We start from the raw sequence: 14,193 nt of genomic DNA on the forward strand, positions 1-14,193 counted from the left end.
TCTGCCGCGCCCTCGGCGCCGCCGGTAGCGGCCGCGCCGGCCGCCTCGGCCGCCGCGCTGTCGCCGCCGATGCCCATGAAGCCCTCGCCCTTGGCGAGGTCGCCCAGCGTCTGGGTGACCGTCTTGGCGTCGCTCAGGCCGCGATGCACGTCGTCGATGGTATTGCCGGCCTGCTGGTCGCCATTGCCGCCGCCCACCGCGCCCGTGCCGTCGCCGCCGGCATCGCCCGCGCCGCTGCCGGCCTGGCTCACGCCGCCGCCGCCCTGGAACTCGCCCGACATCTTCTGCATCTCGGGCGGCACCGTCTGCTGCAGGTAGGCCGCCGTGGCCGGGTCGCTGGCCAGCTTCTGGATGTCCTGCTGCAGCGCCGCCACCGTCTTGTCGACGTTGCGCAGCTTGTCCGAGCCGCCGGCCTGCACGTCCACCAGGGTCTCCATCAACTTCACCATCACCGCCGCCTTCTGCTGCGGCGTGTAGTTCTGCGGGTTCTGGATGATGTCGCCGTTCAGCGAGCTGATATCGGTGTTGCCGGTGATGTTCTGCAGGCTCGCGTCCTGCAGGAACTGCTGCGAGCCGGCCTGGGTGGTCGGCGCATCGTCGCTGAGGAAGTGGTCGAGGTTCTTGGTCGAATAGATCTGGTCGCGCTTCTTGGTGGCCTTGTCGTCGCCGCTGCGGTCCAGGTCGTCGAAGCCGCCGTCCGAGCCGAAGGCCGTCGCGGCCGACTTCAGCGCCGAGCTGAAGCCCGAGTTCTTCTGCAGGTCCTCGACCTGCTGCTGGGTGGTCAGGCCGCCGCCCGACTTGCCGCCGTGCGTGTAGTTGTTGCCGTTCTTGCCGTTGGACTTGTGGCCCTCGGATTCGCCGGCGATCGCGTTGTAGGCCTTCATCAGCCCGGCCGAGCGCTCCACGTTGACCGAATCGGCATCCGCGTCGGGATGCTTCTTCATGTAGTCCTTGATATCCGAATCGGCCTGGTCGAGGTTGGTGCTGACCTGGCCCATGAAGCCCTGCATCTTCTTGGTGTCGATCGTGCCGTCCGACTTCAGCGCGCCGGTGTTCTGCAGCGCCGTCTTCAGCGAGGGGTTGTCGTTGACGAACTGCATCGCCGCGGCCTTCTGCGCCTCGGTCGGCGGCTGGCCGTCGGGGCCCGCCTTGCCGCTGAGGATCTGCATGGCCGCCAGCGGACGCTCGAGCGACACGCCCTGGTCCGGCGAGGCCAGGTCCGACCACTTCGCGAGGTCGGACTGGTCGTTGCTCTGGCTGTACTGGTCGAGCGCGGCGTACTTGCCGTCGTCGGTGGCCGCGCCCGAGGCACCTGCCGCACCCGCGGCGCCGCCGAGCGTGCCCGCGCCGCTCATCGAGGGATCCTGCGCCAGCGAGGACGGGTCCATCTGCGGCATCTGCGAGCCGCCGGCCGGCGCCGCGTCGCCACCGTCATCGCCGCCGCTCTGCTGCTGTGCCGCCGATGCCAGGTTGCGCACCATCGCCTGCAATTGCTGGTTGAGCTGCTCCATCATCTGGAGCGCGTCCTGTATCCCGCCGCCGGACGAACCGCTGAGGTCCGTGGTCGGCACGTTCATGGTCTGGGAATACGAAAGCGGATTGAGGGATGTCATGGCACGCGGCTAATTGAATTGGAATGGAAAACGCGGGGCGGCACCGGGCGGCCCCACGCGAACGCGAATGACAAAACGGCCCGTTCCGCGAGGAACGGGCCGCCGCCATCACGCGTTGTCGTCGTCGTCCTGCTGCTTCGGCATCTGCAGGCTACCCATGCCGCCCATCCCTCCCATGCCGCCCATCCCCATCATGCTCATCATGATCTGCGGGGAGAAACCGCCGATGAAGGACGAATCGGAAGCCGTGGCGGTGGGCGAGGCGCCGGCCGTCGGATCGGCGATGCCGCCCTGCGCGGCCTTCTGGAAGTTGGCCATCGACGACAGGCCGTCGGCGCCCTTCACGTCGGCCGTCTCGATGGCCTGGTAGGCGCTCGGGTTCTGCAGCATGAACTTGGCGGCGCTCTGCACGTCCGGCGGCGTGCCGGCCGGCGGGTTCATCGCCAGTTGGTAGAGCGAGTTCGGATCGGTGGTGCCGACGCCGTTCTGCTGGCCGTAGGCCGCGATCGCGCCCGCGGCCGACTGCATGGTGACCGGCGAGCCGTCCGACATGGTCGGCGCCTGCGAGCCCTGCGTGCCGTCGGCGCCGCCCTGCGCGGCCCACTGCATGTCGCCGATGCCGGCCTTGCCGTCGGCGCCCGGCACGTCGTGCGTCTCGATCGCCTTGAACACGTCCGGATTCTGCAGCATGAACTGCGCAGCCTTCGAGACATCCGGAGGCGTGCCGGCCGGCGGGTTCTGCGCCAGTTGGTAGAGCTGGTTCGGCGTGATCGGGTCGACGCCGTTCTGCGACATGTAGGAGCTCAGGGCACCCGCCGCGGATTGCGGCGTCATGCCGGTGCTGTCCGCCGCGCCGCCGACGCCCGCGCCGCCGATGCCGCCCAGCGCGCCGTCGCCGCCCACGTCACCGGCACCGCCGGCATCGCCGCCGGCACCGGGCAGGCCGCCCGCGCCGGACTGGCCGCCGCCGAGTTGCTGCGCGAGTTGCTGCGCCTGCGCCAGGCTCTGCTGGATCTGGCCGATCAGTTGCTGCATGACCGAGCCGGCCAGCATGCTGACCTGCTGGTCGACCTGCTGCTTCAGTTGCGCGACCTGCGAGGTGAGGCTCGACAGGCTCGCACCGCCCAGCAGCGACGAGGCAGTGTTCGGCAGGCTGATTCCGCCTGAGAAATTCATGGTTTGGCCTCCTATGAATGGGTACCGAGTACGACGTTCAAGGTGTCACGTCACACGCCGCCTGTTCATAGGAGGCGCTATGCCGTTGCCAATACTAGTCAACCGCTGCATATCGAAACTTCGTCGATCCGAACCCCCTGCCGGAAATGCGAAGCGCATGCAAGCCGGGCCTCGGCGGCCCGCGAAGGCAGGGGCGAGTCGCTGCGCCTCGTCGCGCACGGCTTCGTATCGCGGTACGCGGCGGTGGCGCGCTTCCTGTCTGATATGGGTTTACCGACTCTCCGTGGCGCGGCCATGCACGTGTTTTCGTTCGTCGATCGTCGTGGTGCGCATCGCGCATCGCATGCAGGCCGGGTTTCGTTCGGGCGGGGGCTGGGGCTGGGCCTCGCGTTCGCGCTGCTCGCCGGTTGCGCGACGCGCCCGCCGGGTCCGCCCGACGCGGCGGTGCCCGACTCGCTGCGCGGCGCGCATGCCGAGGCCTGGCAGGAAACGCTGACGGCGGCGGGCGACCAGGTCTACCGCTGCCATCGCGTGCCGGCGCAGGCCACCGACGCACCCGGCGCGAGCGCGGGCCAGGCCTTGCGCTGGCAGCCCTACGGGCCCGAGGCCATCCTCATCGATGCGCGCGGGCACAGCGTCGGCGCGGTCACGCCGGGCCGCTACTTCCTCGCCCACGACGGCAGCTTCGCGGTCGGCAAGACCGAGGCGGCCACCATCGTCGACGCCAGCGCCCTGCCCTGGGTCCGCTACACGATCGACGCGAGCACCCGCGCGCGCGGCGGCCGCGACGGCCGCATGACGCGCGTCAGCACGGTGATCCGGATCAACACGCGCGGCGGCCTCCCCGCCAGCGACAGTTGCCGCCTGGAAGGCACCCAGCTCTACGTCCCCTACTTCGCCACCTATCTCGTCTACCGCCCGGCAGCCGCGGCGCGCTAGCACATCTTTTTGATTTCTTGATTAAATCGCGTCATTAAGATATGCGATTTTTTATTGCATCTGCACAAGTATTCGCGCGCTTCATTTAAAAGATTGCCGAGAATTACTCACCAAATATCAGCGAACATTACAAATGGAAAGGAAGCTGGCGTTGCCTGATTTTTACCTGATTCTAGGTATCTGACGATCCCCTTACGATCTTGTCTGATCCCAGGCGCTCCAAGCTTACATTTTCATATCGAAAGTTTATGTTTAGGTGAAAAACTAAACATTACATTCCATGATTCGAAAAAGATGTGCCTGCAAGCCCCAAAAACTGGCAATTTCTTTCCGGCGGTTAACAATAAGTTACATCCTTGGTTTTTCGATGCCTGTACTTTCGCTCCGTGCCAGTAGCCTGCCGGTTCATTTCACGACGGGACAAGTAGAGAGGAGGTCAGGTTGAAGTTCGCCGTATTAACGCCCAACGTCAGCATGTTCGAACGACTGCGCCAGCATTTTCTCGATGCCTCGGTCGAATGCATTCAATTCGACGACGATGTCGCCCTGGCGCGTGGCCTTTATCGCGATGATTACCGCGTGATCCTGGTCGATGCCGCCACCGGCATCGACGGCACGCGCACCGTGTTCGCGCGACGCGCCTTCTATGGCGGCCGCCGGGCGCCCCTGCTGGTGGTCGGCACGTTTACCGATCGCGACAGCCTGGAGCGCGCCTTCGACGCCGGCGCCGACGACGTGGTGCTCGCGCCGTTCGATCGCAACGAACTCGCCGCGCGCGCGTTTCGCGCCATGCGCCGCGTGGAGGCCGAGCCGGCCCCGCGCGACGAGCAGCGCGTCACGCTAGGCGCGTACACGCTGGACCAGCAGGCCAGCACCGTGCAGATCGCGGGGCGCACCGTGCGCGTCACCACGCGCGAATTCGCGATCGCCTGGCTGCTGTTCTCGCGAGCCGGCGAATACGTCACGCGCCGCCAGTTGGCCGGCGCGATCTGGGGCAGCACGGAAGACATCGTCGGCCGGCGGCTCGAGCAGCATATCTACAAGCTGCGCCGCAAGCTGGAGCTGACCGGCGAATCGGGCGTGGCGCTGCGCACCATGTACGCGCACGGCTACCGGATCGAGCAGACCGACGGCAGCGCGCTGGAGGCGAGTGCCCAGGAAGAGATGCAGGACGACAAGCTGTCGGCGCTGCTCGAAGCCTCGCCGGGTGCCTCGCTGCGCGCCATGGCGGAGCTCGCGCCGGCCTGCGCGCCGCAATCACGCCCGAACGCGGCCCCCTTGCCAGCCGACCGCGCAAACGTTGTCGCGCCGGGTGGCGGCGCCACCGTGCATGCCCGGCACAGCCTCACGGCCTCGCTGGCGCAGCCCTGGGCCTCGTATGCCAACCCCTGGCACATCGGCGCGACGATGATCGCGAAGTCGGTGCGCGACGACGGCGCCACCTCGGACCAGATCCGCATGCCGACGCTGCCGGGTTCGCGCGGCGAAGGCTGACGACCGATCCAGCACGACCCATGGCCGGCGCGATGCCGGCCATTTCTTTTTCGGGCGCCTCGCGCGAAGCGCCCGAGCGGTCCCGCCGCGCGCGGCGGGACGCTTGCGCCTACAGCCCCTGGCTCAGGAACTGCTGGGCGTACTGATCGCGGTTCTGCATCTCCGGATCGGCGGCCAGCTCGAACTGCTTGCACCAGACGCTGGCGGCCGCATCGGCCGAGCCCGCGTTGTTGAGCGCGTCCACCAGGCCCGGCTTCTCCTTCACTTCCTTGGCGAGGTAGTCGAGCTGCACGCCCAGGTCCTGAGGCGACTTGCCCTGCGAGGCCGCGAACTGCTCGAGGCCTTCCTTGCGCACGCCGCCCCATTGCGCGAGACCGTAGCCGTGGCCGTCGTCGTCGGCATTGTTGGCCGAGGGCGCGCCGATCTGGCCGCCTTGGTTGATGTTCGGCGTGAGGCCGCTTTCCTGCTGCAAGTTGCCGAGCACGCCGGCCACCGCCGTCTTGTTCAGGCCGAGGTTGTCCTGCAGGTAGGCCGCGATCTTGTGGGCATTGTCGCCGCCGAGGCTGGAGACGTCGGTGCCCGAGCCGGGGCCGTTGGTGCCCGCCGAGGACTGCACCGGCGTGCCGCTGCCGTCACCGCTCGACGCGGCCGGCGTGCCTGCCCCTGCCCCTGCACCCGCGGCCGGCGCGCCTGCCGCCGGCGCGCCGCCACCACCGCCGGCCGGCGCCGCCGCGAACGACTGGGGCATGCCGCCACCGCCACCACCGCCACCGCCGAGGCCGGAGCCGTCGTCGGTATCGGGCGAGGCCGCCATCTTCAGGGCCTGGGTGATCTCCTGGATCATTTGCGCGATCTGCTGGAGGATCTGGATCAGCGACGAGCTGTTCGACCCGTTGCTGCCGCCCGTGCAGAGCGACATCGGATCGATCGACGGCGTCGATAAGGAATTGATGGACAGCGACATGAACGACTCCCCTGGAATGGACGGCGGCAATGCCGACTCATAGCACTATAGGGAAGTGGTCGAGGGCTTCCGTGGACAGCGCGAAGCTGCCTCCCACGAAGCGAACCGGAAGATGGGAGCAGCAGCGGCCTGTCTCCATCGAATCGGGTCCGGCGATCGGTGCAGATGCGAACCGGCAAGGGCTGCACCGATCGAAACCCGGCCGGCGGCACGCGCGGCGCCGCCGGGCCGGTGCTCAGACGCCCGCGTCGATGATGCGCGGCGTCAGCAGGAACACGCGCTCGCCATGCGAGTGGTCGTCGCTGTGATACCGGAACAGCGCCCCCAGCAGCGGGATGCGCGACAGGAAGGGCACGCCGGTCACGCCGTTGGTCTGCGTGTCGGTGGTGAAGCCGGCGATCAGCAGGCTCTCGCCGAGCCCGACGAAGGCCTGCGTGTTGATCTGGCTGGTGGTGATCACCGGGATGTCGTCCACCTTCTGCTGGGTCAGCTGGCCGTCCTCGATATGCACGTTGAGCTTGATGCGCGTCTTGTCCTGGTCGCGCACGATCAGCGGCAGCACCCGCAGCGACACGCCGGTCGAGACGCTGTAGAGATCGGCCGAGGTGTAGCCCGCCACCTTCACGAAGAAGCGCGTGGTGTTGTCCATGGTCGCCTCGACGTTGTCGAGCGTGGCCACCAGCGGCGAGGCGTCGATCTTGGTCTTGTTGGTCGACTGCAGCGCGCTCACGCGGGCCATCAGGTAGCGCCCCGCGCCGCCCACCACGGCCGACAGCGCCGCGCCGCCCGGCGTCGCGTTGACGATGCTGTTGCCCGGGCCGGCCTGCTGCACGGTGCCGAAGATCGGGTTCAGCTGGCCGCCGTCGAAGCTGTTCTGCGCCTGCTGCGCATTGCCGGTCTGGAAGTCCACATGGCTGTTGTGGGCGCGCCAGTCGACGCCGATCTGCTGCAGCGTGTCGTCGTCGATCTCGATGATGTGCGCCTGGATCTCGACGATCTGCGGCCGCACGTCGAGCTGACGGATCAGCTCGCCATACTGGCCGACGCGATCGGGCGTGTCGCGGATCAGCACCGAGTTGGTGATCGGGTCGGGCTGGATCACCGGCAGGCCGTCGCTGCCGTCGGTCACGGCCACGTCGTTGCCGGAGCCGCCTCCGCCACCACCGCGCCGGCGCGTATAACCGCCGCCACCGCCGCCGCCACCGTTGTCGTAGGCGCCGCCGAACGCCTGCCCGGCCTGCCCGACCGATTGCGAGCCCATCATCGAGGGCGGCAGCGGCGGCGGCTGCACGCCGCCGCCCCCGCCCATGCCGTTGGACGAGCCCGACACGTCGTTGAGCGACTGCACGCGCTGCATGTTCGGCGTCGAGCTGGGCTGGCCGCCCGTCGAGCCCGACTTCACGCTGTACATGTTGCCGAGGATGGTGGCCACGCCCGGCACGCTGACCTTGTTGCCGTCGACCTGCACTTCGTGGTCGGTGGCCCAGGCGTTCTTCAGCTTGTAGATGCGGATCACCGAGCCGTTGCGATGGCCGGTGCTGGCGTCGAGCCGCTGCGCGATGTCGGCGATCATCTGCACGTATTGCGCGGGGCCGCTGGCCAGCACGGTGCCCGAGGCCGAATCGTAGGTGAGCGGGAAGCGCGGGTCGTCCAGGCCGATCTGCTTGAGCGTGGAGCGCAGCTGGCCGATCTCGCTATGGTCGAGCTGCAGCACCTGGCGCGTCACGTCGTTCGAGCTGCTGATCGACAGCACGTTGCCGTCGTAGAACCAGACGAAGCCGAAGGTGGAGGCCAGCGTATCGAGGAAACGCTGCGGCGACAGGTCGAACCGGCCGGTGACGGTGCCCGTCACGTTCTGCGCGATCGAGGCGGCGATCCCCTGGCTGGCCGCGAAATCGCGCAGCACGTCCTTCAGGTCCTTGCCGTCGAGCTGCACGTGCACGGTGGCGCTGCGCCAGCGCACGGGGGCCGCGAACGCGGCATCGGACAGGCAGCCCGACAGCGCCGCCGCGACGCACGCGGCGGCAACAAGCTTCTTCGCTCTCATGGATGTCGATTCGGGAAGATAGAAGGGATCGGCCGGCTCAGCGCTCGAGCGTCTCGGACGGCGCTTCGCGGAACTGCTTGCGATAGCCGGTCACCAGCGTGGAGCGGCTCTGCACGCCCCAGCGGCGCGCGGTCTCCAGCACGCGCTGGTCGCCCGCGTCGGCATGGTCGATCAGCGCCTCGCGGATCCGCTCCATGCGCCGGGTGCGGATCAGCTCGCTGGGCGAGAGGCCCAGGCAGCTCTTGAAGGCGCTCTGCAGCGCGCGCTCGGTCACGCCGATCTGGGTGGCGATCTCGCGCACGGAAAGGTCCGCGCGGTCGAGGTTGTCGAGCACGTAGCGATAGGCGCGGCGGTACTTGGCCGGCAGGCGCGCGCTGACGTCGTCGGGCGCGGCCTTGGGCTGGCGGTCCAGCGCCGGCGTGCGCACGTGCGAATCCTCGCGCAGGCACTGCATCGCCACCAGCGCGTAGCGGCTGTACCACTGCAGCGATTCCTGGGCGCGGCCCTGGCTTTCGCGCAGCTTGGCGGCGCAGTAGAGATACTCGAGCTGGCGATGGCCGGTATCGGAGCCGCGCACGCCCTGGTGCAGCGGCTCGACGATGGTCTGCGCCACATGCGGCGCGTCGCCGACGAAGCTGGCCAGCGCGATCTCCAGGCGCACCGCGCGCTGGTAGTCGGCGAAACCCTGCTCGCGGATGCGCTCCAGGTAGGCGCAGACATTGGCGATCGCGTCACGGTCGCCGCTGGTGACGTTGCGCAGCTCGCGCAGGTAGGCCACGCGCGCGGCCAGGAGCGGCGCACGCACGCCGGCGGCGGCCTGCAGCGCCTCGGCGAAACCCACGCGCGGCGCGGGCAGGTAGGCCGCCGGGCTGGCCAGCGCGGCCGAGCGCCAGTAGACGTGATCCTGCAGCGCGTTGGCGCAGCGCAGCTCGTGCTGGGCGATCAGGTCGAAGCGCAGCGCGATCACCAGCTCGCGCCAGCGCGCATTGGTGGGCACCACCTCGTCGAGCGCGTCGAGCGCCTCGCGGGTGCGGCCCAGCTCGTGCAGCGCGCAGGCGATGCCGATGCGTGCCTCGATGCGGCGCGCCGGCGGCGCGTCGGCTTCCTCGGCGGCACGCGCGAAGCAGGCCAGCGCGGTGCCGATGCGATGCCGGAACAGCGCCTGCCAGGCCGCGTTGCGGCAGGTGGCGACGCGAATCTCGGCCTTCGAGCCGCGCATCCGGCGCTGGGCGCGGCGGTAGGCGTCCTCGGCCTCGGCGTCGAAGCCCAGCACCAGTTGCAGGTCGGCGTGCCACTGCAGGTCGGCCGCGGTGGCGGCAGCGGCGGAATCGTCGAGACGGCGCCCCGACTGCTGCACGGCGGCGGCGAATTCGCCGTCGAGGATCGAATCGACCGCGCGGGCCGCGATGCCGGAGCCGGCATCCTCGTCGGACGCCGCGAGCGCGGAAACCACCGGGAAATAGAGCATCGAAAACATGAAGCGACTCTCCTTGCATTTGCGCAGGGCACCGGGGCGCGGCGCCATGCGAGCAATGTAGTCGCCGGCCTGTTTTCGAACCCTCAGTTTGACTGAGTAATCTTCAGCAATAATTCCGATTTGAGAATTGCGCCCCGCGCGACGCGGCTTCGCGCGAGTCTCACGATTGCTCAGGCGCGAATCGTGCTCACCCGGTGCGATGAATCTCACCAAACATCGCCGGGGCCGACATCACTTCGCGTCGGGGCCGAAGAGCGGCAAGGTAGGTGGAGAGACGGGATGCGCCACCGGGTTCGCATCGGCCGCGTGCGCGGCGTCGGCCCAGGCGCGGAACTGCGAGGTGAAGGCCGACAGGGTGAGCTGGTCGCGCACCTGGTCGACGAACACACCCACGAACAGCGCCAGCAGCAGCACCGCGACGGCGCCCTTGACCGGCTGCGAGAGCCCCATCAGCTCGAGCTTGCTGGCCGACTTGGCGGCGAACGCGAAGGCGAAGTCGATCAGCAGCAGGATCATCACGGCCGGCGCGGCGAGCTTGGCGACCTGCTGCATCAGCGTGTCGGTCTCTTTCAGCGCGAAAGCCTCCAGCACGCTGGATACGTCCACGCTGTGGGCCGTCAGCGGCCACCACTGATAGGACTCGTAGAGCGTGCCGAGCAGGAAGCTCATGCCGCCCAGGCTCCAGAACGCCACCGTGGCCACCTGCTGCAGCAGGGTGGCGGTGGGCGTGGCCTGCTCGTTGCGCAGCGGGTTCTGCACCTGGGCGCTGTTGTAGCCGGTCAGGTCGTCGATATAGTAGCCGGCGCATTCGGCCACCCAGAACACCGAGGACGCCGCGAAACCCAGCACCAGCCCGATCATGCCCTCGCGCAGGCCCAGCTCGACCAGCGCCGCGCCGTGCAGCTGCTCGCCGAAGGCGAGCGGCTGGCCGTAGGCGACGAAGGTGCTGAACAGGATCACGATCGCGTTGCGCACCGGCCCCTGCAGCACGCCGTCGGCCGAGGGCGGGAAGATCGTCATGATCACGAACAGGCGCACCGAGGACACGCCGATCAGCGTCAGGTAGCCCATCACCAGGTGGGTGATGTCGGGCAGCGCGTTCAAGCTCGGGTTCATGCGGCCGCCCCTGCCTTGTCGCGCGCGCGGCGCGCCAGCACGCCGTCCTCGGCCTCGTCGTCGGCCGCGTCGTCCTCGGCGCGCTGGTAGCCGAGCCGCATCTTCGCCACGCGCTGCTCGCAGGCCTCGACGCTGCCGTTGTTGCGTGCGATCGCACGATTGGTATCGACGATCGCCTGCTGCGCCTCCTGTACCGCCTGCCAGGCCGTCTCGACCTGCGCCTCGGCGCCCTGCAGGCGCTCGACGGCGATCCCGCGCACGATCTTCAGCGCCTGGAAATCGTCCACCACGAAGGGCGTGACGCCCGTCATCATGGCCTCGACCTGGTCGTCGATCGACTGCAGCGCGGCGCGCTCCTGCTCGACGCGTTCCAGCGCCGCCGCGTGCTCGGCCTCGCGCTCGGCCAGCGCGCGGCGCAGGCCCACCAGGTGCATGCGCAACTGCTCGTTGTGCTTGCGGCGCCGGTCGCTGGCGCGCGTCAGCGCGATCGCGCGGCGGTCGCGTTTCAAACGCGCCTCGGCGCTCATGCGCCCACCCCGGCGAGTTGATGCAGGTAATTCGTGGTGTCCTCGTAGGGCGCGTAGTCGCTGGTGCGCTGGCACAGGAACTCGCGGATCACGTCGGCCTTCTCGATCGCCTCGTCGGCCACCGGGTTCTGGCCCGGCTGGTATTCGCCCACCTGCAGCAGCACCTCCACCTCGCGATGCTTGGCCATCAGCTCGCGCACGCGCGAGGCCGCGCGGTTGTGCGTGTCGGGCACCACCAGCGACATCACGCGCGACAGGCTGCCGAGCACGTCGATCGCCGGATACTGGTTGCGCGCGGCGATCTCGCGCGACAGGATCATGTGGCCGTCGAGAATGCCTCGCACTTCCTCGGCCACCGGGTCGCCGCCGGTCTCGTCCTCGGCCAGCACCGTGTAGAGCGCGGTGATCGAGCCGGTCTGGCCCATCCCGGTACGCTCCAGCAGGCGCGGCAGCTCGGCGAACACCGAGGGCGGGAAACCGCGCCGCGCCGGCGGTTCGCCCGCGGCCAGGCCGATCTCGCGGCCGGCGCGCGCGAAACGCGTCAGCGAATCCATCATCAGCAGCACGCGCAGGCCGCGGTCGCGGAAATACTCGGCGATCGCGGTGGCCGTGTGGGCCGCCTTGGCACGCTCCATCGAGGAGCGGTCCGAGGTGGCGCAGACCACCACCGAGCGCGCCATGCCCTCGGGGCCCAGGATCAGCTCGATGAATTCGCGCACTTCGCGGCCGCGTTCGCCGATCAGCGCGATCACGTTGATATCGCAGGCCGCGCCGCGCGCGAACATGCCCATCAGGGTCGACTTGCCGACCCCGGCCGGCGCGAAGATGCCCATCCGCTGCCCTTCGCCGAGCGTCATCATGGCGTCCACCACGCGCACGCCGGTGGGCATCGGCGTGTCCACCATGCGCCGCTTCATCGGGTCGGGCGGCTGCACGATCACCGGGCGCCAGTCGTCGCTGTCCAGCGGCGGGCCGCCGTCGATCGGCTCGCCCAGGCCGTCCAGCACGCGGCCGAGCAGCTGGTCGCCGACCTGGATCGACAGCGGCCGGCCCAGGCCGATCACCTGGGTGGCGCGCGAGACGTGCTCGAGCCGCGCGAACGGCGAGAGCAGCGCCACGTCGCGCGTGAAGCCGACCACCTCGGCGCGCTGCAGCAGCACGCCGTCGGGCGAGCGCAGCTCGCAGAGCTCGCCGAGCGTGACGTCGAGGCCCGACACCTTGATCACCGTGCCGACCACCTCCATCACCTTGCCGGTGCGCGCCACCGCCGGCACGGCGAGGATCTCGCGCTCGATCGCGTCGGTCAGGCGCTCGAAGTCGTCGGTGCGCGACAGCCAGGAGACGTTCATCGTCATCGCGACTGGCCTCCCTGGGCGCCGTAGGCGTTCGGATCATACGGCGCGTCGGCGTATGGCGCGGCCTCGTACTGCGGCTGGGCGGCGTAGGGATCATGGCCGGGCTGGGCGGCGTTCGGGTCGTGGTAGCCGGCGCCTTCGCCCGCCTCGTTGTATTGCGCCTCGCCGTATTGCGCCTCGCCCTGCTGGCCGTAAGGATCGCCCTCGGCCGGCGGTGCCTGCTCGGCTTCCACCAGGGTGCGCTTGAGCGCGCGCGAGACGGCGCCGTGCATGGCGCGCAATTGCGTGTCGAGGCTCGCGTCGACCGCGCCGAAATCGGATTCGCACACGCAGCTGCCCGGCGCGAGCCGCTTGTCGCCCACCACCGACATGGGGATCGGCCGGCCCAGTTCGCGCCAGCGCGTGGCGAGCCGGTCGAACACGTCCTTGGCGCTGTCGAGATCGTCGGGATGCACGGCCACGCGCAGGTAGGTGGCGCCGTCGACGATGCGCTCCACCGAGGCCAGCGCGCGCTCGAACAGGGCCGCGCGGTTCTCGGTCTTGACGATCTGCTCGACGGCCGAGGCCACGATGTCGGCCAGCCGCTCGCGCATGCGCACCTGCAACTGGTTCTGCGCGTGGGCCACGTCGGCGAGCCGGTCCATCCAGTCGCCGAGCGCGCGGTCGTAGCCGTCGCGATAGCCGGCCTGGGCGGCGGCCTCGCGCTCGCGGCGCGCGATGTCGAGGATCGCCTCGGCCTCGGCGCGGCCCGCCTCGACGATATGCGCGGCTTCCTGGTGGGCGGCCTCGATCAGCGCGGCGCGATCGTCGGCCAGCGCGGCATAGGCGTCCTCGAGCGTGACCAGCGAGCCGAACAGCTCGCGCGGCAGCACGTCGCTCGCCGCGCCCAGCCGCGCGCGCATCGCTTCCTCGTCGGGCTGGTGCTGCGCGTCGCGCGGACGGCTCAACCAAATAGCCATGCAACCTCCGGCAGCAAATCGGGCATGCGGGCGAACAGGCGGATCGAGCCGGCCGCGTCCAGGCCGCTGGCGGCCGGCAGCGAGGCCGGCGGCGCGAAGGCGCGCGGCAGCGCGAGCCGGGTCAGCGAGGGACGGCGCCGGTCGGCAGGGTTGGCGGAATCGGCCGCCTCGGCCGCGCCCCCGGCGTCGCGCACGAACAGCAGCCAGCCCTCGGCGGCCATCGCGGTGGCGTCGAGCCGCGCCAGCGGCGGCAGCCCGGTCTTCATGGCGAGATGCGCGACGTCGGGCGCATCGGCCGCGTGGGCGTCCTGCGCGATCGCGTCGGGATGCACGCCGGTCCAGTCGGCCAGGCGCGAGCGCGTCTGCTTGTCGATCAGGCGGCGCACCTCGACGCGGCGGAACGACAGCGAGCGCATGCGCAGCACCGCCAGCGCCTGGCTGACCGGCAGCGCGTCGAGCAGGGCGAGGTTCGGTTTCGGGCCGCCCGGCGCGGGCTGCACGCCGGCGCCGCCGGTGCCGAGCACGG

Annotated in this window: 12 protein-coding genes; 2 read left to right on the plus strand and 10 right to left on the minus strand. The window is 69.6% G+C overall.

Features of this window, described 5'->3' with window-relative positions:
* Window positions 1-1,613: type III effector HrpK domain-containing protein (locus F3J10_RS30155; RefSeq protein WP_167243638.1), on the minus strand; the 1,613-nt coding region annotated here is incomplete at its 3' end.
* A gap of 108 nt (window positions 1,614-1,721) precedes the next feature.
* On the minus strand, window positions 1,722-2,789 hold the full coding sequence (locus F3J10_RS30160; protein WP_098151562.1) for a hypothetical protein: 1,068 nt from the start codon (window positions 2,787-2,789) through the stop codon (window positions 1,722-1,724).
* 294 nt (window positions 2,790-3,083) lie between these two features.
* Here F3J10_RS30160 and F3J10_RS30165 point away from each other — a divergent pair, with 294 nt between their 5' ends.
* A complete protein-coding gene (locus F3J10_RS30165) occupies window positions 3,084-3,728 on the plus strand; it encodes a DUF3455 domain-containing protein (protein ID WP_025101012.1) in 645 nt (214 codons plus the stop codon).
* A gap of 474 nt (window positions 3,729-4,202) precedes the next feature.
* Entirely contained in the window at window positions 4,203-5,222 is a 1,020-nt protein-coding gene (locus tag F3J10_RS30170; protein ID WP_240154852.1) for a response regulator transcription factor, read from the plus strand.
* A 109-nt stretch (window positions 5,223-5,331) separates the two neighbouring features.
* Here the strand turns inward: F3J10_RS30170 and F3J10_RS30175 are convergent, their stop codons facing one another.
* The 8 genes from F3J10_RS30175 to F3J10_RS30210 all read right to left on the minus strand — a co-directional run.
* Window positions 5,332-6,186, minus strand: coding sequence for a phage tail tip lysozyme (locus F3J10_RS30175; protein ID WP_167243639.1), 855 nt, complete (start codon window positions 6,184-6,186; stop codon window positions 5,332-5,334).
* Window positions 6,187-6,421: 235 nt separating this feature from the next.
* Window positions 6,422-8,233 (minus strand): type III secretion system outer membrane ring subunit SctC, encoded by a 1,812-nt coding sequence (gene sctC / locus F3J10_RS30180; RefSeq protein WP_025101009.1) that lies wholly within the window; start codon window positions 8,231-8,233, stop codon window positions 6,422-6,424.
* Between the two features lie 37 nt (window positions 8,234-8,270).
* Entirely contained in the window at window positions 8,271-9,710 is a 1,440-nt protein-coding gene (locus F3J10_RS30185; RefSeq protein WP_025101008.1) for a helix-turn-helix transcriptional regulator, read from the minus strand.
* Window positions 9,711-9,941: 231 nt separating this feature from the next.
* Window positions 9,942-10,826 (minus strand): type III secretion system export apparatus subunit SctT, encoded by an 885-nt coding sequence (gene sctT / locus F3J10_RS30190; RefSeq protein WP_025101007.1) that lies wholly within the window; start codon window positions 10,824-10,826, stop codon window positions 9,942-9,944.
* Window positions 10,823-11,335 carry a type III secretion protein gene (locus F3J10_RS30195; RefSeq protein WP_226285099.1) on the minus strand — a complete coding sequence of 171 codons (513 nt, stop codon included), beginning with the start codon at window positions 11,333-11,335 and terminating at the stop codon, window positions 10,823-10,825. Before F3J10_RS30195 ends, sctT begins: the two co-directional genes overlap by 4 nt.
* A gap of 14 nt (window positions 11,336-11,349) precedes the next feature.
* The gene (gene sctN, locus F3J10_RS30200) at window positions 11,350-12,702 is read right to left on the minus strand and encodes a type III secretion system ATPase SctN (protein ID WP_036054803.1); all 1,353 of its coding nucleotides are present in this window, start codon (window positions 12,700-12,702) and stop codon (window positions 11,350-11,352) included.
* A gap of 2 nt (window positions 12,703-12,704) precedes the next feature.
* Window positions 12,705-13,610, minus strand: coding sequence for a type III secretion system stator protein SctL (gene sctL, locus F3J10_RS30205; protein ID WP_240155749.1), 906 nt, complete (start codon window positions 13,608-13,610; stop codon window positions 12,705-12,707).
* A gap of 41 nt (window positions 13,611-13,651) precedes the next feature.
* The coding region (locus F3J10_RS30210) for a type III secretion protein HrpB4 (RefSeq protein ID WP_205200548.1) at window positions 13,652-14,193 on the minus strand (542 nt) is incomplete at its 5' end.

Origin of the sequence: Burkholderia sp. Cy-637 (assembly GCF_011753175.1) — a bacterium.
Classification (GTDB): Bacteria; Pseudomonadota; Gammaproteobacteria; order Burkholderiales; family Burkholderiaceae; genus Burkholderia; species Burkholderia gladioli.